We start from the raw sequence: 18,676 nt of genomic DNA on the forward strand, positions 1-18,676 counted from the left end.
TTTATTTATATGTCGACTACGTAGATCTACACGCACGTCGCGCGCGAGCGGCTGAAGACGCTGCACGCGCAACACCACCCGCGCGGCTAGCGCGGCGCGCGCCGGCCCACGCGCGGGATGCGGCCGGCGCCGCACGTCACGCAAGTTCGCGCAGCTTGTGCTTCAGCACCTTGCCCGTCGATGCGGCGGGCAGCGCATCGAGCACGCGGATGTGCGCAGGGCGCTTGTACGGCGCGAGCCGTTGCGCGCACCACGCCTGCAGCGCGGCCTCGGTCGCGGCCGCGCCCGGCACCAGCTCGACGAACGCGAGCACTTCCTCGTTGCCCTCGACCGCACGGCCGACGACGGCCGCCTGCACGACGTCCGGGTGCGCGTTCAGCACCTGTTCGACCTCGACCGGATACACGTTGAAGCCCGAGCGGATGATCAGCTCCTTGCTGCGGCCCGCGATCGTCACCGAGCCGTCCGCTGCCTGGCGCGCGAGATCGCCGGTGCTGAGCCAGCCGTCCGGCGACACGGCCGCGCGCGTCGCGTCCGCGTTGCGGTAGTAGCCGAGCATCACGTTCGGCCCGCGCACGCGGATTTCGCCTACTTCGCCCGGCGGCACGTCGGTGCCGTCCGGTGCGACGATCCGCATCTCGACGCCCGGGATCGGCACGCCGACCGAGCAGTCGGTACGCGGCGCGTCGAGCGGCGTCTGCGTGATCGTCGGGCTGCTCTCGGTCATGCCGTAGCCGTTGTGCAGCGGCACGCCGTACACGCGCTCGACGCGCGCCTTCAGGTCGGCGTCGAGCGGCGAGCCGCCCGAATACGCGAAGCGCAGCCGCGGCGCATGCCATGCGTGCGCGTGCGTGTGCAGGTGCTCGAGCAGTTTCGCGTGCATCGCGGGCACGCCCTGGAAGATCGTCACGCCTTCGTCGGCGAGCGCGACGCGCACGGCCTCGGGCGCGAAGCGCGGCGCGAGCCGCAGCGTCGCCCCCGCGTACAGGCTGCCGAGGCAGACCGATGCGAGCCCGTACACGTGCGACACGGGCAGCACCGTATAGACGACGTCGTCGGGCGACACGCCGCGCAGCGCGCTCGACGTCGCCGCGATGAACAGCAGGTTGCGGTGCGACAGCATCACGCCTTTCGGCGTACCCGTCGTGCCGGTCGTGTAGATCAGCGCCGCGCACTGCGCGGCGCCGTCGGGTGACACCGGCTCGTCGGGCGCGCTCGCGTCGACGCGGTACGACCACGTGCCGATGTCGACCGGCAGCGCGTCGGCGGGCGTCGCGCCGTGGCGCGCCGCGTGCGTGCGCGCATCGGGCGATGCTTCCGTCGCGAACGCGATCAGCTTCGGCCGCGCGTGCGCGGCGATCGCATCGAGCTCGCCGGCCGACAGCCGCGCGTTCGACACGAGCGCCCAAGCGTCGACGCGCGCGGCTGCGAACAGCAGCACGATCTGCGCGACGCTGTTTTCCGCGACGATCATCACGCGATCGCCGCCGCGCACGCCGAGGCGCGCGAGCCGCTCGGCGGCCGCATCGACGGCCCGCGACAGCTCGCCGTACGACAGGCGGCGCGCGTCCTCGATCAGCGCCGGGTGCGCGGGCGCTTGCGCGGCCCAGCGGGCGGGCACGTCGGCGATGCGGCCGGGCAGCGCGGCGAGCAGTGCCGCGACGTCGAGCGGCGCGGATGAGCGGACAGGCGAGGACATGGCGTCTCCAGAAGAAGGCCGTGCAGTGGCGCGGCGAGTTTTGCGAGCGATCGTGCCATGGCGGCGGGCGCGCCACAATCGGTCAATCGGGCAATAGCACTTCGCGATGTCCGCAATGATGCCGGTGTGGTGTGGTGTGGTGTGGTGCGGTGCGGTGCGGTGCGGCGCGGCGCGGATCGGCTCGACGCGGCTGCGGCTGCGCTCGCCCGGGACAAAAGGGCCGCGAGTATACCGCCGGCGCCCGGTACGCTGTCGCGAAGGCGAAGGCGAAGGCGAAGGCGAAGGCGAAGGCGAAGGCGTGATGCGCTCGTGCGCAATGGCGGGCGATGCATGCGATGGCCGCAACGCCGCCCGCCCGCCGGTCGTTCGCCATTAAAATGCCGCCATGAGCAAATCCAGACACGTGTCCGAGACACCCGCGACCCAGCTGCTGCGCCGCCACGGCGTCGCGTTCGGCGAGCATCCGTACGATTACGTCGAGCACGGCGGCACCGGCGAGTCGGCGCGCCAGCTCGGCGTCGACGAGCATAGCGTCGTGAAGACGCTCGTGATGGAGGACGAGCACGCGAAGCCGCTGATCGTGCTGATGCACGGCGACCGCACGGTGTCGACCAAGAACCTCGCGCGGCAGATCGGCGCGAAGCGCGTCGAGCCGTGCAAGCCCGACGTCGCGAACCGCCATTCCGGCTATCTGGTCGGCGGCACGTCGCCGTTCGGCACGCGCAAGACGATGCCCGTGTACGTCGAGTCGACCATCCTCGAATTGCCGACGATCTACCTGAACGGCGGCCGCCGCGGCTACCTCGTCAGCCTCGCGCCGGCGGTACTCACGACGCTGCTCGGCGCGACGCCCGTGCAGTGCGCGAGCGTCGACTGAGGGTTTCACCTTCGTGGCAGGCCGCGCTCGTTCGGTAGAATGGGCGCCGTTTCGGCCGGTCGGCCCGCACGGCCGGCTGCCGCGGCCTGCCGGCGGTTCGCCGCGGCGGCGCCTGCCCCGACGGGCCGGCCCGCCGCGCCCGGCCGTCCCTTTACCGATACGTTGAAAGAAGAGTTTTCCGCATGCAGATCCTGCTCGCCGCACTTGTTGCCTACCTGATCGGTTCGGTGTCGTTTGCCGTCGTCGTCAGCGCCGCGATGGGCCTGGCCGATCCCCGTTCGTACGGGTCGAAGAATCCCGGCGCGACCAACGTGCTGCGCAGCGGCAACAAGAAGGCCGCGATCCTGACGCTCGTCGGCGACGCGTTCAAGGGTTGGTTCGCCGTCTGGCTCGCGCGGCACTTCGGGTTGTCCGACGTCGCCGTCGCGTGGGTCGCGATCGCCGTGTTCCTCGGCCACCTCTATCCGGTGTTCTTCCGCTTCCAGGGCGGCAAGGGCGTCGCGACAGCGGCCGGCGTGCTGCTCGCCGTGCACCCGGTGCTCGGCCTCGCGACCGCGCTGACCTGGCTGATCGTCGCGTTCTTCTTCCGTTACTCGTCGCTCGCGGCGCTGGTGGCGGCCGTGTTCGCACCGGTGTTCGACGTGTTCCTGTTCGGCACCGGCCACAACCCGGTCGCGTGGGCCGTGCTCGCGATGAGCGTGCTGCTCGTGTGGCGTCACCGCGGCAATATCTCGAAGCTGCTGGCGGGGCAGGAAAGCCGGATCGGCGACAAGAAGAAGGCGGCATCCGACGGCGGCGCGCAGGACGGCGGGAAGGCCTGATGAAGGGGATTGCCGCCGCCCGCCGGGGCGCCCCGCATGCGGGGCCCGGCGGCGCGGCGTGACTGTTCGACGGCGTGGTCGACGGCGCGCTTGACGGCGCGGCCGACCGCGTCGATCAGTCGCGGAAGTTGTTGAAGTCGAGCGGGGTGTCGGTCACGTCCTTGCGCAGCATCGCGATCACGCTCTGCAGGTCGTCGCGCTTCGTGCCGGCCACGCGCACCGCGTCGCCCTGGATGCTCGCCTGCACCTTGATCTTGCTGTCTTTCACGAGCCTGACGATCTTCTTCGCGAGGTCGCCCGTCACGCCCTTCTTCACGGTGACGACCTGCTTGACCTTGTCGCCGCCGATCTTCTCGACCTTGCCGTAGTCGAGGAAGCGCACGTCGACGTTGCGCTTCGCGAGCTTGTTGATCAGCACGTCCTTGACCTGGCCGAGCTTGAAATCGTCGTCGGCGAACAGCGTCAGCTCGCGCTCCTTCTGCTCGACGCGCGCGTCGGAGCCCTTGAAGTCGAAGCGCGTCGAGATTTCCTTGTTCGACTGCTCGATGGCGTTCTTCACTTCGATCATGTTCGCTTCGGAAACGACGTCGAACGATGGCATGGCATTCTCCCTTGAGATGCGGGCGCCCGGCTCGCGCGCGGGCACTCGCTATAATTGCGGACTGTTTGCCATTTTACCGATGCCCCTCCGTTTGCCCAAGGCCGGCCGTATGCCCGCCCGGCGGACGTGACCGCGAATGCCGATGCCTCCTGACGATTCCGCCCTGTCGCTGCTCCCCGACCATCCGCTCGCCGCGCATAACACGTTCGGCATTGCCGCGAAGGCGCGCTTTGCCGCGCGCGTCACGCATGCGGCGCAGTTCGAGGCGCTGCACCGCGACCCGCGCGTCGCATCGCTGCCGCAGCTCGTGCTCGGCGGCGGCAGCAACGTCGTGTTCACGCGCGATTTCGACGGCGTCGTGCTGCTCGACGAGATCGCCGGCCGTCGCGTCGTGCGCGAGGACGACGACGCATGGTACGTCGAGGCCGGCGGCGGCGAGACCTGGCACGCGTTCGTCGCGTGGACGCTCGAGCACGGGATGCCGGGCCTCGAGAACCTTGCACTGATTCCGGGCACCGTCGGCGCCGCGCCGATCCAGAACATCGGCGCATACGGCCTCGAGATGAAGACCTATTTCGACTCGCTGGTCGCCGTCGAGCTCGCGACGGGGCGCAGCGAGCGCTTCGACGCCGCGCGCTGCGGGTTCGGCTATCGCGACAGCTTCTTCAAGCGGGAAGGGCGCGGCCGCTTCGCAATCGTCGCCGTGACGTTCCGGCTGCCCAAGCGCTGGACGCCGCGGCTCGGCTACGCGGACGTCACGCGCGAGCTCGACGCACGCGGCATCGCGCCGGACGCCGCGACCCCGCGCGACGTGTTCGACGCCGTTGTCGCGATTCGCCGCGCGAAGCTGCCCGATCCGCTCGTGCTCGGCAACGCGGGCAGTTTCTTCAAGAATCCGGTGATCGACGTCGCGCAGTTCGACGCGCTGCGCGCGCGCGCACCCGAAGTCGTGTCGTATCCGCAGCCGGACGGGCAGGTGAAGCTCGCGGCCGGCTGGCTGATCGACCGCTGCGGCTGGAAAGGGCGCGCGCTCGGCGCGGCGGCCGTGCACGACCGGCAGGCGCTCGTGCTGGTCAATCGCGGCGGCGCGACGGGCGCCGACGTGCTCGCGCTGGCGCGCGCGATCCAGGACGACGTGCGCGAGCGCTTCGGCGTCGAGCTCGAACCCGAGCCCGTGTGCCTGTAACGCGGTGTTGCGCCGCGCGGTTCATTCGCGTTCGTCCGACCCAACAAAAAAGCGCCGATCGACGACGATCGGCGCTTTTTTCCGCATGTCGCGCGGATGGCGGCATGCGCGCGTAATGCGCACGTAATGCGCGCGGCGGTCAGTGCTTGAGGCGGCCGAGCAGCAGGAACTCCATCAGCGCCTTCTGCACGTGCAGGCGGTTTTCCGCCTCGTCCCACACGACGCTCTGCGGGCCGTCGATCACGCCGGCTGTCACTTCCTCGCCGCGGTGCGCGGGCAGGCAGTGCATGAAGAGCGCGTCGGGATTCGCGTGCCCCATCATTTCCTCGTCGACGCACCAGTCGGCAAACGCCTGCTTGCGCGCTTCGTTCTCGGCTTCGAAGCCCATGCTCGTCCACACGTCGGTCGTCACGAGATCGGCGCCCTTGCACGCTTCGTTCGGATCGTCGAACACCTCGTAGAACGGCGCGCTGTCCGGCGCCACCAGCTTCATGTCGAGCGCATAGCCCGGCGGCGTCGACAGGCGCAGCTTGAAGCCGAGGATCTGCGCGGCTTCGATCCACGTGTACAGCATGTTGTTCGCATCGCCGACCCACGCGACCGTCTTGCCGGCGATCGGGCCGCGGTGCTCGTAGTACGTGAAGATGTCGGCGAGCACCTGGCACGGGTGGTATTCGTTGGTCAGGCCGTTGATCACCGGCACGCGGGAGTTTTCCGCGAAGCGCGTGATCACGTCCTGCTCGAACGTGCGGATCATGATGATGTCGACCATCCGCGAGATGACCTGCGCGGAATCCTCGACCGGCTCGCCGCGGCCGAGCTGCGTGTCGCGCGTGCTCATGAAGACCGCGTGGCCGCCGAGCTGGAAGATGCCGGCTTCGAACGACAGGCGCGTGCGCGTCGAGCTCTTCTCGAAGATCATCGCGAGCGTGCGGTCGTGCAGCGGGTGATAGGTCTCGTAGTTCTTGAACTTGCGCTTCAGGATACCCGTGCGTTCGAGCACGTACTCGTAGTCTTCCAGCGAGAAATCCTTGAACTGCAGGTAGTGACGAATGGTTTTGGCGGTCATGAAACGAAATACGGCGGGTCTGAACCGGCCGCGCGGCCGGACGGCGCCGCCGTCGGGTGTGGATAACTCAAAGCAGCATAAAGGATTTTCTGTGCTTTGACGAGCCGCGACGAAAACCGGGTTGGGATCGTGGCGCACGCTGGAAGGCGCCGGAAGAGGGGCGGCGAGACGACGCGCGATGCCGCGCTGCGGTATAATCCAAAAGTTTTCTCCAGCCCGGCAGGCAAGCCTCTTCGCGCTCTGCCGGACACAAGCCATGCGCTGCACAAATCCGGTGCGGCGCGTCGGCGGCACGCCTCGACAGCCTGTTTTTTCGGGATATCGGAGCGCGAGTGCCGCTGTCCGCTCGAGCTTTGTGTTCGCGTATCCGGGCGCTGTCGCCTGGACATCGCCGGGCCGTCACTTGGGTAACCACATGGCTGAAACCCCTCCGACCGAATTCTTCATCCAGGGCATTACGAAAGACGGGAAAAAGTTTCGCCCGAGCGACTGGTCGGAGCGTCTGGCCGGCGTGATGGCCTGCTTCGGGCCCGGTGCGAGCGGGCCGAACGCGCGCCTGAAATATTCGCTGTACGTGCGCCCGACGATGCTCGGCGACCTCAAATGCGTGATCCTCGATTCCCGGCTGCGCGACGTCGAGCCGATGGCGTTCGATTTCGTGCTGAATTTCGCGAAGGACAACAACCTCGTCGTCACCGAGGCGTGCGAGCTGCCGGACTACCACGAGAAGAAGTGAGTTCGACGGGCGAGGGCGCGTGCCGCGCCCCTGCCTGGCGGTCGCCCGGCGCGATGCGCGGGCGACGCACAGCAAAAAAGCCCGCCTAGGCGGGCTTTTTTGCGATCGCAGGAAACAGGAGCGCCCGCCGAAGCGGGCACGCCGGATTTACGCTGCTGCCTGCAGACCCTTGACGGCTGCGGCGAGGCGGCTCTTGCTGCGAGCGGCCTTGTTCTTGTGAACGATCTTCTTGTCGGCGATCGTGTCGATCGTCTTCACGGCAGCCTTGAACAGCTCGGCAGCCTTTGCCTGGTCGCCGGCTTCAACAGCCTTGCGAACCGACTTGATCGCGGTACGGAATTTCGAGCGCAGCGCCGAGTTGTGCGAATTTGCCTTCGCGGCTTGGCGGGCGCGCTTGCGTGCTTGTGCGGAGTTAGCCATGACGGTTCCTTATCCTGTCCTGTTTCCAGAGCTTGGAGCCTGACGGCCAAGCGCTGCTTTTCGATCCGTCCCCTGAGAGCGATTGCCCAGGGGCGCATAAAAAACGGTGATTTTAACCGAGGCCGAGACATGAAAACGACAGGCGCCGTGCATGTAACAGGCTCAGAAACCGGCGATTATAGCAACAAAATCAAGCGCGTGGCAAGGTCAACGTGACGTCGGCCCGACGGGGGCCGCCGGCGACGCGCGCCCTTTTCGCCATCCGTCCGTGCCGGGCCACGCAACGTCCGTATAATAAGCGCCCCATGAATCTATTCCGAGCCCTGCTGACGGTCAGCGGCTTCACGCTGCTGTCGCGCGTGACCGGACTGGCCCGCGAGACGCTGATCGCCCGTGCGTTCGGCGCCAGTCAATACACCGACGCGTTCTACGTCGCTTTCCGCATTCCGAACCTGCTGCGCCGCCTGTCTGCCGAAGGCGCGTTCTCGCAGGCGTTCGTGCCGATCCTGGCCGAGTTCAAGAACCAGCAGGGGCACGATGCGACCAAGGCGCTCGTCGACGCGATGTCGACCGTGCTCGCGTGGGCGCTCGCCGTGTTGTCGGTCGTCGGGATCGCCGGCGCGTCGTGGGTCGTGTTCGCGGTCGCGTCCGGCCTGCATACCGACGGGCAGGCGTTCCCGCTCGCGGTCACGATGACGCGGATCATGTTCCCGTACATCGTGTTCATCTCGCTGACGACGCTCGCGTCAGGCGTGCTCAATACCTACAAGAGCTTCTCGCTGCCGGCGTTCGCGCCGGTGCTGCTCAACGTCGCGTTCATCGCCGCGGCCGTGTTCGTCGCGCCGCACCTGAAGGTGCCGGTCTACGCGCTCGCGTGGGCCGTCATCGTGGGCGGCGTGCTGCAGTTCATCGTGCAGCTGCCGGGGCTGAAGAAGATCGACATGGTGCCGCTGATCGGCCTCAACCCGGTGCGCGCGCTGCGTCATCCCGGCGTGAAGCGGGTGCTCGCCAAGATGGTGCCCGCGACGTTCGCGGTGTCGGTCGCGCAGCTGTCGCTGATCATCAACACCAACATCGCGTCGCGGCTCGGGCAGGGCGCGGTCTCGTGGATCAACTACGCCGACCGCCTGATGGAGTTCCCGACCGCGCTGCTCGGCGTCGCGCTCGGCACGATCCTGTTGCCGAGCCTGTCGAAGGCGCACGTCGACGCCGATTCGCATGAATATTCGGCGCTGCTCGACTGGGGGCTGCGCGTCACGTTCCTGCTCGCGGCGCCGAGCGCGCTCGCGCTGTTCTTCTTCGCGACGCCGCTCACCGCGACGCTGTTCAACTACGGCAAGTTCGACGCGCATACGGTCACGATGGTCGCGCGCGCGCTCGCGACCTACGGGATCGGTCTCGTCGGCATCATCCTGATCAAGATCCTCGCGCCGGGCTTCTACGCGAAGCAGGACATCAAGACGCCGGTGAAGATCGCGATCGGCGTGCTGATCGTCACGCAGATCTCGAACTACGTGTTCGTGCCGCTGATCGGCCATGCGGGCCTCACGCTGAGCATCGGCGTCGGTGCCTGCCTGAACTCGCTGCTGCTGTTCCTCGGGCTGCGCAAGCGCGGCATCTACCAGCCGTCGCCCGGCTGGCTGCGCTTCTTCGTGCAGCTGATCGGCGCGGCGCTCGTGCTCGCCGGCCTGATGCACTGGTGCGCGATCAACTTCGACTGGGCCGGCATGCGTGCGCAGCCGCTCGATCGCATTGCACTGATGGCCGCGTGCCTCGTGCTGTTCGCTGCACTATATTTCGGTATGTTGTGGGTGATGGGCTTCAAATACGCTTACTTCAGAAGGCGCGCCAAGTGACGACCGCAATGACCCGCGTCCTCGACTACTTCAGCACGCTCGTGGCGGACGACGACAGTCTGCCCGTCACGGAAACCGCGCTGTCGCTTGCGCAGGACGCGTATCCCGACCTCGACCTGCAGGGTACGCTGGCCGAAATCGACATCCTGGCCGCGCGGCTGAGCCGCCGGCTCGGCGACGATGCGGACCTGAAGGACCGCGTCGCCGCGCTCAACGCGTTCTTCTTCCGCGAACTCGGCTTCGCATGCAATCACAACGATTACTACGACCCCGATAACAGCCACCTGAACGCGGTGCTGAAGCGGCGGCGCGGGATTCCGATCTCGCTGTCGGTGTTGTACCTGGAGCTCGCCGAGCAGATCGGCGTGCCGGCGCGCGGCGTGTCGTTCCCCGGCCACTTCCTGCTGCGCGTGACGCTGCCGGACGGCGACCTAATCATCGATCCGACCAACGGCCATTCGCTGTCCGAGGCCGAGATGGTCGAGATGCTCGAGCCCTACGTCGCGCGTGCGGCGGGCGCGGTCGACAGCGCGTTGCGCGCGCTGCTGCAGCCGGCCACCAGCCGCGAGATCATCGCGCGGATGCTGCGCAACCTGAAGACGATCTATCTGCAGACGGAACGCTGGCAGCGGCTGCTCGCGGTGCAGCAGCGGCTCGTGATCCTGCTGCCGGAACAGCTCGACGAAGTGCGCGACCGCGGCTTCGCGTATGCGCGGCTCGACTACCTGCGCCCCGCGCTCGAGGATCTCGAGCAGTATCTCGGCGAGCGGCCCGATGCGGAGGACGCGACCGTCGTCGAGTCGCAGGTGACCGAGTTGCGGCAGCGGATGCAGCGCGACGGCGAGGACTGAGCCGTCGCAGTCTCACCGGCGCCCCGAACGTCGACACGCCCGCATCGCGGGCGTTTTTTTGCAGCTGCTTGCTTGCACTTACTTCGGCTGCATCCGGATCGCACCGTCGAGGCGGATCACTTCGCCGTTGAGCATCGGATTCTCGACGATCTGGCGCACCAGCATCGCGTATTCGTCCGGTTTGCCGAGCCGCGGCGGGAACGGCACCATCGCGCCGAGCGCGTCCTGCACGTCCTTCGGCATGCCGAGCAGCATCGGCGTCTCGAACAGCCCGGGCGCGATCGTCATCACGCGGATGCCGTGGCGCGACAGGTCGCGCGCGATCGGCAGCGTCATGCCAGCGACACCGGCCTTCGACGCCGCATACGCGGCCTGGCCGATCTGCCCGTCGTAGGCGGCGACCGACGCGGTGCTGACGATCACGCCGCGTTCGCCGCCGGCGTTCGGCGCGGTCGCGGCCATCGCGGCGGCCGCGAGCCGGATCATGTTGAAGGTGCCGACCAAGTTGACGTTGATCGTCTTCGCGAACACGTCGAGCGGATGCGCGCCGTCCTTGCCGACGGTTTTCGCGGCGGGCGCGATGCCCGCGCAATTCACGAGGCCGCGCAGCGTGCCCGCGCGCGTCGCGGCGTCGACGGCCGCCTGCGCATCGACCTCGCTCGATACGTCGCAGCGCACGAATACGCCGCCGAGTTCGCCCGCGAGCGCCGCGCCGGCTGCTTCGTTGAGGTCGGCGAGCACGACCTTGCCGCCGGCCTGAGCGAGCATGCGGGCCGTTCCGGCGCCGAGGCCCGATGCGCCGCCCGTGATCAGAAAGACGTTGTCGCGAATCTCCATCACTGTCTCCTTGGTTGGGTCCGATGCCGGTCGATCGGAGGCACGGCCGCCGCGCCGGTTCGTGCGGCGCACGTATTCGATCGATTGTACGGGGCGCCGCCGGATGCCGGCGAGACCGGCGCGGTCGTGCGAGGTCGTGCGAGGTCGGACGAAACGGATGGCGCAGGCGAAAAAAAGGTTCATCGAAGATTGCCGGCGAACACGTGGAAGACCGTCGGCGCTCGGCGGTCTCCAGCCGTTGGCCAGTTCAGCCGTCAACCGAAGCTGATGCTGAAGCCGCGTGTACCAGCGTCACTGCCTGTTCGCGCGCAGCCTCCCTGCCCGCGTGATCGATTTCGGGTCCAAACAGCGTTTTCTCGACGACGATCGATTCGATGTCGGTGATACCGATGAAGCGCAGCCACGCCTCAAGAAACGGCCGCTGATAGTCGAACGACTCGGCGGGCGTGCTCGATTGCCTTGAATAGTCGAGGCCTCTCGCATAGATCACGACGGCTTTCTTGCCGTTCAGCAATCCCGCCAACCCACGCTCGTCGAATGAGAAGAGGAGGCCGCGGTGGGACACGGCGTCGATGAAATGCTTGAGTTTGTACGGGATGGAAAAATTCCACAGCGGCACGGAGAACAGCAGCGTATCCGCGTCGTGCATCCGCTGCGCCAGCTGGCGGAAATCCGCCCACGCTTGCTGCTGGCCTTCGCTGAGCGGCGTACCGCTCAAGTCCGCGTATTTGGCATCGAGCGCATCGCCGTCGAGTTCCGGCAATTGCGTCGCCCACAGGTCGAGCACGTCGACCCGATGCTCCGGATGCGCGTCGCGCCAGGCTTCCAGATACGCGTGCGCAACGTCGAGTGATGCGGACCGCGACTTGCGCGGGGACGATTCGATATGAAGCAAGGTCGACATGGAACGACTCCTGACGGGTTGACGGCCCTCATCAGAACATAGTTCGATTCGAAATATAAACGAAGTATCATCACGCTACTCAGTAGCATTCGCACTGTATTGCGGGACATCTCATGTTCGATACCGTTTTGCTGCGCTCCTTCGTGGCCGTCGTCCAGGAAGGCGGGTTCACGCATGCCGCGGCCCGTCTGAATCTGACGCAGTCCGCGGTCAGCGCGCATCTGCGCCGCCTGGAAAAACAGGTCGGCCGTGACCTGCTCGTGCGCACCACGCGCTCGGTCGCGCTCACGGTGGACGGCGAGCTGCTGCTGGGTTACGCGCGCGCCATCCTCGCGCTCAATCAGGACGCGCGGGCGCAACTGCTGCGCGAACCGAGCGCGGGCACGATCCGCGTGGGTCTGTCGGAAGACCTCGCCAACGTCAGGCTGATGCATGTGATGAAGGCGTTTGCCGGGCGGTACCCGCGCATCGCATTCAGCATCAGAGTGGGTATCCCGGGCGATCTGCTCCAGGCGCTGGATCACGGTGAACTGGATGTGGTGATGGGCGGGCGCTGCCACGGCGGGCCCGCCGGACGCGTGCTCTGGCGCGAGCCGCTCGTGTGGGCCGGTGCGGATTGGGCGTCGCTCACGCCCGGCGTACCGGTGCCGATTGCGCTGCTGCCGGAACCCTGCCCGTATCGCGAGGCCTCGCTGGCAGCACTGGCCCGAGCGGGCGTGGATTACCGGATCGTGCTCGTGTGCCCGAGCGGCGCCGGCCTGTGCGCCGCCGCGCACGCGGGCCTTGCGGTGACGCCAATCGTGCACACACAACTTGCGCACGGCTTGCGTGCGATTCCGCCGGATGCCGGCCTGCCGGCCCTGCCCGATGTCGAGTTCACGATGTTCGCGGTGCCGGGCGCGTCGGCCAGGGTTGTCGATGAACTGGGCAACGCGATCGTGCTGGCGTTCGCGCACAACGGGTGACCACGTTCATCGCGGCGACAGCGTTGGGATTTGCGCGGCCAGAGGCACATGCATCGTCGCCGGTTCACGCAATTCCACGATGAACCAAAAAAAAGCCGCCCCGAAAGGGCGGCTTGCGGTGCATGACGCGGTGCTTACTTCAGTGCGTCGAACGCACGCTCGCGGATTTCGTCCACGCTGCCGAGGCCCGAGATCTTGCGATACTGCGGGGCCTTCAGGCCGTTTTCCTCGCCGCGCTGCGCCCAGTCGCCGTAGTACGTGATCAGCGGCTTGGTCTGCGCTTCGTACACTTCGAGACGCTTCAGGACGGTTTCTTCCTTGTCGTCGTCGCGCTGGATCAGCGGTTCGCCCGTCACGTCGTCCTTGCCCTCGACCTTCGGCGGGTTGAACTTCACGTGGTACGTGCGGCCCGATGCCGGGTGCGTGCGGCGGCCGCTCATGCGCTCGACGATCTCCGAGAACGGGACGTCGATTTCGAGCACGTAGTCGATCGCGACGCCGGCTTCCTTCATCGCGTCAGCCTGCGCGATCGTGCGCGGGAAGCCGTCGAACAGGTAGCCGTTCGCGCAGTCGGCTTCCTTCAGGCGCTCCTTCACGAGGCCGATGATCAGCGCGTCCGGCACGAGCTTGCCGGCGTCCATGTAGCCCTTCGCCTCGACGCCGAGCGGCGAGCCGGCCTTGACGGCCGCGCGCAGCATGTCGCCCGTCGAGATTTGCGGGATGCCGAACTTTTCCTTGATGAAGTTTGCCTGGGTACCCTTGCCCGCGCCGGGCGCACCCAACAGGATCAAACGCATGGTGATATCTCCGGTATGTAGATTCGTGTGGCGAGACGCAAAAGCGTCGGCGACAGCGTGCGCGGGGCTTGTCTTGCGCGCGGCGGACCGGTCTGATGCGGCGCGTCGGCGAAAGGCGACGCGCGGCTGCCGGGACGGGCCGTGGCAGGGTCAAGCTAGGACGCGCGGGTCGCGGACGGCTCGCACAATCGCCTGATTATGCCACGGGTTATTTTGAACCCGGCCGAAAAAGGGCCTGCACGCGTGCGAGATCGGCCGGCGTATCGATGCCGGCTTCGGGTGCATGCTCGGTGATCAGCACCGCGATGCGCTCGCCGTGCCACATCGCGCGCAGCTGTTCGAGCTGCTCGGCCTGCTCGATCGGCGCCTGCGCGAGCGACGGATAGGTGCGCAGGAAACGCGCGCGATAGGCGTAGAGTCCGATGTGGCGATAGACCGGAAAGGCCGGTGCGGGCATGGCCGCGACGTCGGGCCAGTGCGGTTGGTACGCATCGCGGCTCCACGGAATCGGCGCGCGCGAGAAGTACATCGCGACGTTGCGCGCGTCGAGCGCGACCTTCACGATGTTCGGATTGAACACGTCGGCCGCGTCGTGGATCGGGTGCGCGGCGGTCGCGATCGCGCAGTCCGGGTGCGCGGCGAGGTGCGACGCTACGTCGCGGACGAGCGCCGGGTCGATCAGCGGCTCGTCGCCCTGCACGTTGACGACGACGGTGTCGTCGCTCCACCCGAACGTCGCGGCGACTTCCGCGAGCCGGTCGGTGCCGGACGGATGGTCGGCACGCGTCAGCACCGCTTCGAAACCGTGCTCGCGGGCCGCATCGAGCACGCTCTGCGCGTCGGACGCGACGAGCACCTGCTGCGCGCCCGCTTCGCGCGCGCGCTCGGCGACGCGCACGACCATCGGCTTGCCGCCGAGATCGGCGAGCGGCTTGTTCGGCAGGCGCGTCGACGCGAGCCGGGCAGGAATGACGGCGATGAAGGGCTGCGGATGAGTCATCGGGGCTGAGCGGTGAGAAGAGCGGGGCGGGCGGCGCGTCGAAGGCGGGCCGCCCGGCAGGGCCGGCACGCGGCCGCGAAGAAGCGCGGCCGGGCGCCGGTGCAGCGGTGCGGCGTTTAGCTGCCGGCCGGGCCGGCGGGGTCGACCGGCGTGCCTTCGACGGTCTGGCGTGCTTCGTCGACGAGCATCACGGGGATGCCGTCGCGGATCGGGTAGGCGAGCTTGTCCGCGTTGCAGATCAGCTCCTGCGCGGCGCGGTCATAGTGGAGCGGGCCTTTGCAGATAGGGCACACAAGGATTTCAAGCAGGCGAGCGTCCACGGAGTTTCTCCACAACGAGGGCAATGAGGCGAGGATCGAGCGCGGCTTCGACGGGGACGACCCACAGCCGAGCGTCGCGCCAGGAAGCGCCCAATTTTACTGCATCCTTCTCGGTGATCAGGATCGCATCGACCGCGTCGTCGACGAACGGATTGTCGGCGAACGCGTAATGGTCGGGCAGCGGGCGCGTCGCCGGCGCGAGGCCGGCCGCACGCAGCGTCGCGAAGAAGCGTTCCGGCGCGCCGATGCCGGCCGCGGCGAGCACGCGCTCGTGCGCGAACTGCGACAGCGGGCGGCGCAGCGCCGGCTGGTCGAGGTGCCACGCGGCGCCCGGCGTGAGCGCGAGCGCATAGGTGTCGGGCCACGGCGGCAGCGCGCCGCTGTACGGATCGTTGACGAGCGTTGCGTCGCGGTGGCGCGACAGCGGCTCGCGCAGCGGCCCGGCCGGCAGCAGGAAGCCGTTGCCGCCGAGCCGGTGGTCGAACACGACGAGCTCGACCGTGCGCGCGAGGCGGTAGTGCTGGAGGCCGTCGTCGCTGACGATCACGTCGACGTCCGGGTGCGCGGCGCGCAACGCCTGCGCGGCCGCGACGCGGTCGGGGCACACCCACACGGGCGCGCCGGTGCGGCGCGCGATCAGCAGCGGTTCGTCGCCGGCCGCGCTCGCGCGCGACGCGGGCGTGACCGCGGTGGGCGCCTTCACGTTCGCGCCGTAGCCGCGCGACACGACGCCCGGCGTGAAGCCGGCAGCGCGCAGTGCGTCGACGAGCGCGATCACGGTCGGCGTCTTGCCGGTGCCGCCGACGGTCACGTTGCCGACCACGACGACGGGCACGCCGACGTCGACCGGTTGTTTCCAGCCCTGCGCGTAGGCCGTGCGGCGCAGCGCCGCGCACAGGCCGAACACGCACGCGAACGGCGTGAGCGCCCATGCGAGGGCGCCGCGTCGCTGCCATTCGCGCGTGAGGCGCGCTTCGAGCCGCGCGAGCGGGCCGCCGGGCGCGCTCATCGGGCCGGGCGCGGCGCGTCTTGCGCCGCGGCGTGGTACGGATTCGTCAAGACGGATTCTCCGTGGGGCGGCGCATGCCGCAAGGGGTTCGGAAGGCGGCACTCTAGCGCGCCGCACGCGGGCGCGGCAAGCGCGGCCGGGCGACGCACCCGATGGGGCCGGAACGGAACGGGCTGTGGATAACTCTGTGAAAAACTCCCGGCCTGTCCGCGTGAAACGCCCGCCGGGCGGACATCGAATCGGCGGCAAATCAAACTGCAAGGTTTAAAAAACTATAAAAATCAATGTGTTGTGAGGAATCGTCTGGGTTTTTCCGCGGTTTTGAAGCGTTTTTGATGGACGATTGCCAGAGTGTGGACACCTTTCAAATGGTGCAGCGCGGGCGGCCGGCGCTGGACGTCGCGCGCGTGTCGGACTATCGTGTCGCCGCCAGCATTCATCCGACCGCCCATGCTTTCCGACTCTCCTTTTTCCGCTCCCGGCGCGACCCGCGGCGGCGACGAAGTGATTCCCGTTTCGGCGCTCAATCGCGCGATTTCGACGATGCTCGAGCGCTCGTTTCCGCTGCTGTGGATTTCGGGCGAAGTGTCGAATTTCACGCGCGCCGCGAGCGGCCACTGGTATTTCTCGATCAAGGACCAGCAGGCGCAGATGCGCTGCGTGATGTTCCGCGGTCGCGCGCAGTACGCGGAATTCACGCCGCGCGAAGGCGACCGGATCGAGGTGCGCGCGGTCGTCACGATGTACGAGCCGCGCGGCGAAGTGCAGCTCAACGTCGAGGCCGTGCGGCGTACCGGCCAGGGGCGCCTGTACGAGGCGTTCCTGCGGCTGAAGGCGCAACTCGAGGCCGAAGGCCTGTTCGCGCCCGAGCGCAAGCGGCCGCTGCCGGCGCACCCGCGCGCGATCGGCATCGTCACGTCGCTGCAGGCCGCCGCGCTGCGCGACGTGCTGACCACGCTCGCGCGCCGCGCGCCGCACATCCCGGTGATCGTCTATCCGGCGCCCGTGCAGGGTGCGGGCTCGGCCGAGAAGCTCGTCGCGGCCGTGCAGGCGGCGAACGCGCGGCGCGAGGTCGACGTGCTGCTGGTCTGTCGCGGCGGCGGGTCGATCGAGGATCTGTGGTCGTTCAACGACGAAGCGCTCGCGCGTGCGATCGCGGCGAGCGAACTGCCGGTCGTCAGCGGCGTCGGCCACGAAACCGATTTCACGATCGCGGACTTCGCGGCCGACCTGCGCGCGCCGACGCCGACCGGCGCGGCCGAGCTCGCGAGTCCGCAGCGCGCGTTGCTGTTGCGCGAGGTGGCCGACCGGCAGCGCGCGCTTGCGCGCTGCCTGGAACGCGGGCTCGAGCAGCGCGCGCAGCAGCTCGACTGGCTCGCGCGCCGGCTCGTCAGCCCGGCCGAGCGGCTGCAGCGGCAGCGCACCCACGTCGAGCAACTGGCGGTGCGGCTCGCCTCGGCCGCGTCGCGGCCGGTGCGCGACGCGCGTGCGCGTTTCGCGCTCGCGCAATTGCGCTGGCAGCGCGCGCGGCCCGACCCGGCGCAGGCGCGTCAGGCACTCGCCGGGCTGTCGCAACGTCTCGCGGTGGCGCTGCAGCGCCGTCACGAGCGCGATACGGCGCGCGTGTCGGCCTGCGCGGCGCGGCTCGAGGTGCTGAGCCCGCAGCGCACGCTCGAGCGCGGCTACGCGGCGCTGATCGACACGCAGACCGGCCGCGCGGTGCGCGCGCCGAATGCGCTGAAACCGCAGCGCCGCCTGACCGTGCATCTCGCCGAAGGCTCGGCCGACGTATCGCTCGCCGACGTGCAGCCGCGGCTGACCGACACGATCTGACGGCGGCGGCGTAAGCGGAACGAAGGTCGCGCGTCCTGCGCTCCGGATGGTCCGGCGCCCGGCGCGGGAACGGATGCTGCGCATCCGTCTTCTGGTCCTGCCGGATGAAGCGGGAACGCCGATTTTCTGCATACCGCGGATAAATGCCCGTGAGTTTGCGGGGATATTCGGACTCGCCTACAATCGGACGCTCGGCAGCATTCAACACAGCCTCCCTACATACTCAACGAAGGAATCGCCATGGCTCATACGCTCCCGCCGCTCCCGTACGCTGAAGACGCACTCGCGCCGACCATCTCGAAAGAGACGATCGAGTACCACTACGGCAAGCATCATCAGGCTTATGTGACGAACCTGAACAATCTGATCCCGGGCACGGAATTCGAAAACCTGTCGCTGGAAGAGATCGTGAAGAAGTCGTCGGGCGGCATCTTCAACAACGCCGCGCAAATCTGGAACCACACGTTCTTCTGGAACAGCCTGTCGCCGAACGGCGGCGGCGCACCGTCGGGCGCGCTGGGCGACGCGATCAACGCGAAGTGGGGTTCGTACGACGCGTTCAAGGAAGCGTTCTCGAAGGCCGCGGTCGGCACGTTCGGTTCGGGCTGGGCATGGCTCGTGAAGAAGGCCGACGGTTCGCTCGACATCGTGTCGACGAGCAACGCCGCCACGCCGCTGACGACGGCCGACAAGCCGCTGCTGACGATCGACGTGTGGGAACACGCGTATTACATCGACTACCGCAACGCACGTCCGAAGTTCGTCGAAGCGTTCTGGAACATCGTGAACTGGGACTTCGCAGCGAAGAACTTCGCGTAAGTCCATGCGTACTGCGCGCCGTTGCGGCGCGCGGCACCCGAAGAAAAGCCCTCGTCACGAGGGCTTTTTTGTTTTT

19 protein-coding genes are annotated in these 18,676 nt (G+C 67.9%); 9 read left to right on the forward strand and 10 right to left on the reverse strand.

Annotated elements, in window-relative coordinates; all coding sequences use genetic code 11:
- Nucleotides 1-136 precede the first annotated feature (136 nt).
- Nucleotides 137-1,699 carry a class I adenylate-forming enzyme family protein gene (locus tag DIE12_RS36090; RefSeq protein ID WP_124522991.1) on the reverse strand — a complete coding sequence of 521 codons (1,563 nt, stop codon included), beginning with the start codon at nucleotides 1,697-1,699 and terminating at the stop codon, nucleotides 137-139.
- Between the two features lie 385 nt (nucleotides 1,700-2,084).
- Between DIE12_RS36090 and ybaK the strand changes: the two genes are divergently transcribed.
- Complete coding sequence (gene ybaK, locus DIE12_RS36095; RefSeq protein ID WP_044848566.1) at nucleotides 2,085-2,576, forward strand: Cys-tRNA(Pro) deacylase; 492 nt, start codon at nucleotides 2,085-2,087, stop codon at nucleotides 2,574-2,576.
- Nucleotides 2,577-2,758: 182 nt separating this feature from the next.
- On the forward strand, nucleotides 2,759-3,397 hold the full coding sequence (plsY, locus tag DIE12_RS36100) for a glycerol-3-phosphate 1-O-acyltransferase PlsY (RefSeq protein WP_044848567.1): 639 nt from the start codon (nucleotides 2,759-2,761) through the stop codon (nucleotides 3,395-3,397).
- A gap of 115 nt (nucleotides 3,398-3,512) precedes the next feature.
- Here plsY and DIE12_RS36105 read toward each other — a convergent pair whose 3' ends face one another.
- Nucleotides 3,513-3,998, reverse strand: coding sequence for a YajQ family cyclic di-GMP-binding protein (locus DIE12_RS36105; protein WP_014896235.1), 486 nt, complete (start codon nucleotides 3,996-3,998; stop codon nucleotides 3,513-3,515).
- Nucleotides 3,999-4,134: 136 nt separating this feature from the next.
- Here DIE12_RS36105 and murB point away from each other — a divergent pair, with 136 nt between their 5' ends.
- Complete coding sequence (gene murB / locus DIE12_RS36110) at nucleotides 4,135-5,184, forward strand: UDP-N-acetylmuramate dehydrogenase (RefSeq protein ID WP_124486967.1); 1,050 nt, start codon at nucleotides 4,135-4,137, stop codon at nucleotides 5,182-5,184.
- Nucleotides 5,185-5,323: 139 nt separating this feature from the next.
- On the opposite strand, the gene argF is transcribed toward murB, so the two are convergent.
- The gene (gene argF / locus DIE12_RS36115; RefSeq protein WP_124486968.1) at nucleotides 5,324-6,253 is read right to left on the reverse strand and encodes an ornithine carbamoyltransferase; all 930 of its coding nucleotides are present in this window, start codon (nucleotides 6,251-6,253) and stop codon (nucleotides 5,324-5,326) included.
- A 415-nt stretch (nucleotides 6,254-6,668) separates the two neighbouring features.
- Here argF and DIE12_RS36125 point away from each other — a divergent pair, with 415 nt between their 5' ends.
- Entirely contained in the window at nucleotides 6,669-6,989 is a 321-nt protein-coding gene (locus tag DIE12_RS36125; RefSeq protein ID WP_044848570.1) for a DUF3579 domain-containing protein, read from the forward strand.
- 147 nt (nucleotides 6,990-7,136) lie between these two features.
- Here DIE12_RS36125 and rpsT read toward each other — a convergent pair whose 3' ends face one another.
- On the reverse strand, nucleotides 7,137-7,409 hold the full coding sequence (gene rpsT, locus DIE12_RS36130; RefSeq protein WP_006482211.1) for a 30S ribosomal protein S20: 273 nt from the start codon (nucleotides 7,407-7,409) through the stop codon (nucleotides 7,137-7,139).
- A 305-nt stretch (nucleotides 7,410-7,714) separates the two neighbouring features.
- Between rpsT and murJ the strand changes: the two genes are divergently transcribed.
- Together murJ and DIE12_RS36140 are read left to right on the forward strand one after the other, a co-directional pair.
- Nucleotides 7,715-9,265: a murein biosynthesis integral membrane protein MurJ gene (murJ, locus tag DIE12_RS36135; protein WP_044848571.1), complete on the forward strand. Its 1,551-nt coding sequence runs from the start codon at nucleotides 7,715-7,717 to the stop codon at nucleotides 9,263-9,265.
- An 8-nt stretch (nucleotides 9,266-9,273) separates the two neighbouring features.
- Nucleotides 9,274-10,116: a SirB1 family protein gene (locus DIE12_RS36140; protein WP_124486969.1), complete on the forward strand. Its 843-nt coding sequence runs from the start codon at nucleotides 9,274-9,276 to the stop codon at nucleotides 10,114-10,116.
- A 78-nt stretch (nucleotides 10,117-10,194) separates the two neighbouring features.
- On the opposite strand, the gene DIE12_RS36145 is transcribed toward DIE12_RS36140, so the two are convergent.
- Nucleotides 10,195-10,953 (reverse strand): SDR family NAD(P)-dependent oxidoreductase, encoded by a 759-nt coding sequence (locus DIE12_RS36145; protein ID WP_124486970.1) that lies wholly within the window; start codon nucleotides 10,951-10,953, stop codon nucleotides 10,195-10,197.
- Nucleotides 10,954-11,200: 247 nt separating this feature from the next.
- Complete coding sequence (locus DIE12_RS36150) at nucleotides 11,201-11,857, reverse strand: FMN-dependent NADH-azoreductase (protein WP_124522994.1); 657 nt, start codon at nucleotides 11,855-11,857, stop codon at nucleotides 11,201-11,203.
- A gap of 113 nt (nucleotides 11,858-11,970) precedes the next feature.
- Here DIE12_RS36150 and DIE12_RS36155 point away from each other — a divergent pair, with 113 nt between their 5' ends.
- Nucleotides 11,971-12,822 (forward strand): LysR substrate-binding domain-containing protein, encoded by an 852-nt coding sequence (locus tag DIE12_RS36155; RefSeq protein ID WP_124522995.1) that lies wholly within the window; start codon nucleotides 11,971-11,973, stop codon nucleotides 12,820-12,822.
- A gap of 134 nt (nucleotides 12,823-12,956) precedes the next feature.
- Here DIE12_RS36155 and adk read toward each other — a convergent pair whose 3' ends face one another.
- From adk to lpxK, 4 genes are all read right to left on the reverse strand, one after another.
- Nucleotides 12,957-13,619, reverse strand: a complete 663-nt coding sequence (adk, locus tag DIE12_RS36160) for an adenylate kinase (RefSeq protein ID WP_044848575.1) — start codon at nucleotides 13,617-13,619, stop codon at nucleotides 12,957-12,959.
- A gap of 208 nt (nucleotides 13,620-13,827) precedes the next feature.
- A complete protein-coding gene (gene kdsB / locus DIE12_RS36165; protein WP_044848576.1) occupies nucleotides 13,828-14,619 on the reverse strand; it encodes a 3-deoxy-manno-octulosonate cytidylyltransferase in 792 nt (263 codons plus the stop codon).
- Nucleotides 14,620-14,735: 116 nt separating this feature from the next.
- Nucleotides 14,736-14,939: a Trm112 family protein gene (locus DIE12_RS36170; protein WP_006750935.1), complete on the reverse strand. Its 204-nt coding sequence runs from the start codon at nucleotides 14,937-14,939 to the stop codon at nucleotides 14,736-14,738.
- Complete coding sequence (gene lpxK, locus DIE12_RS36175) at nucleotides 14,920-15,948, reverse strand: tetraacyldisaccharide 4'-kinase (protein ID WP_124522997.1); 1,029 nt, start codon at nucleotides 15,946-15,948, stop codon at nucleotides 14,920-14,922. Before lpxK ends, DIE12_RS36170 begins: the two co-directional genes overlap by 20 nt.
- Nucleotides 15,949-16,398: 450 nt before the next feature.
- On the opposite strand from lpxK, the gene xseA reads away from it, so the two are divergent.
- Entirely contained in the window at nucleotides 16,399-17,781 is a 1,383-nt protein-coding gene (gene xseA / locus DIE12_RS36180) for an exodeoxyribonuclease VII large subunit (protein ID WP_124522998.1), read from the forward strand.
- A 240-nt stretch (nucleotides 17,782-18,021) separates the two neighbouring features.
- Nucleotides 18,022-18,600 (forward strand): superoxide dismutase [Fe], encoded by a 579-nt coding sequence (gene sodB, locus DIE12_RS36185; RefSeq protein ID WP_124486975.1) that lies wholly within the window; start codon nucleotides 18,022-18,024, stop codon nucleotides 18,598-18,600.
- Nucleotides 18,601-18,676: the final 76 nt, after the last annotated feature.

This window comes from Burkholderia sp. Bp9015 (assembly GCF_003853505.1).
Lineage (GTDB): Bacteria > Pseudomonadota > Gammaproteobacteria > Burkholderiales > Burkholderiaceae > Burkholderia.

Bases quoted from the DNA above. Each gene is read 5' to 3' on its own strand.
- DIE12_RS36125 (WP_044848570.1), top strand. From the start codon at position 6,669: ATGGCTGAAACCCCTCCGACCGAATTCTTCATCCAGGGCATTACGAAA.
- kdsB (WP_044848576.1), bottom strand. From the start codon at position 14,619: ATGACTCATCCGCAGCCCTTCATCGCCGTCATTCCTGCCCGGCTCGCG.
- DIE12_RS36155 (WP_124522995.1), top strand. From the start codon at position 11,971: ATGTTCGATACCGTTTTGCTGCGCTCCTTCGTGGCCGTCGTCCAGGAA.
- ybaK (WP_044848566.1), top strand. From the start codon at position 2,085: ATGAGCAAATCCAGACACGTGTCCGAGACACCCGCGACCCAGCTGCTG.
- sodB (WP_124486975.1), top strand. From the start codon at position 18,022: ATGGCTCATACGCTCCCGCCGCTCCCGTACGCTGAAGACGCACTCGCG.
- xseA (WP_124522998.1), top strand. From the start codon at position 16,399: ATGCTTTCCGACTCTCCTTTTTCCGCTCCCGGCGCGACCCGCGGCGGC.
- murJ (WP_044848571.1), top strand. From the start codon at position 7,715: ATGAATCTATTCCGAGCCCTGCTGACGGTCAGCGGCTTCACGCTGCTG.
- adk (WP_044848575.1), bottom strand. From the start codon at position 13,619: ATGCGTTTGATCCTGTTGGGTGCGCCCGGCGCGGGCAAGGGTACCCAG.
- argF (WP_124486968.1), bottom strand. From the start codon at position 6,253: ATGACCGCCAAAACCATTCGTCACTACCTGCAGTTCAAGGATTTCTCG.
- plsY (WP_044848567.1), top strand. From the start codon at position 2,759: ATGCAGATCCTGCTCGCCGCACTTGTTGCCTACCTGATCGGTTCGGTG.
- DIE12_RS36090 (WP_124522991.1), bottom strand. From the start codon at position 1,699: ATGTCCTCGCCTGTCCGCTCATCCGCGCCGCTCGACGTCGCGGCACTG.
- lpxK (WP_124522997.1), bottom strand. From the start codon at position 15,948: ATGAGCGCGCCCGGCGGCCCGCTCGCGCGGCTCGAAGCGCGCCTCACG.
- DIE12_RS36150 (WP_124522994.1), bottom strand. From the start codon at position 11,857: ATGTCGACCTTGCTTCATATCGAATCGTCCCCGCGCAAGTCGCGGTCC.
- DIE12_RS36140 (WP_124486969.1), top strand. From the start codon at position 9,274: ATGACCCGCGTCCTCGACTACTTCAGCACGCTCGTGGCGGACGACGAC.
- DIE12_RS36105 (WP_014896235.1), bottom strand. From the start codon at position 3,998: ATGCCATCGTTCGACGTCGTTTCCGAAGCGAACATGATCGAAGTGAAG.
- murB (WP_124486967.1), top strand. From the start codon at position 4,135: ATGCCGATGCCTCCTGACGATTCCGCCCTGTCGCTGCTCCCCGACCAT.
- rpsT (WP_006482211.1), bottom strand. From the start codon at position 7,409: ATGGCTAACTCCGCACAAGCACGCAAGCGCGCCCGCCAAGCCGCGAAG.
- DIE12_RS36145 (WP_124486970.1), bottom strand. From the start codon at position 10,953: ATGGAGATTCGCGACAACGTCTTTCTGATCACGGGCGGCGCATCGGGC.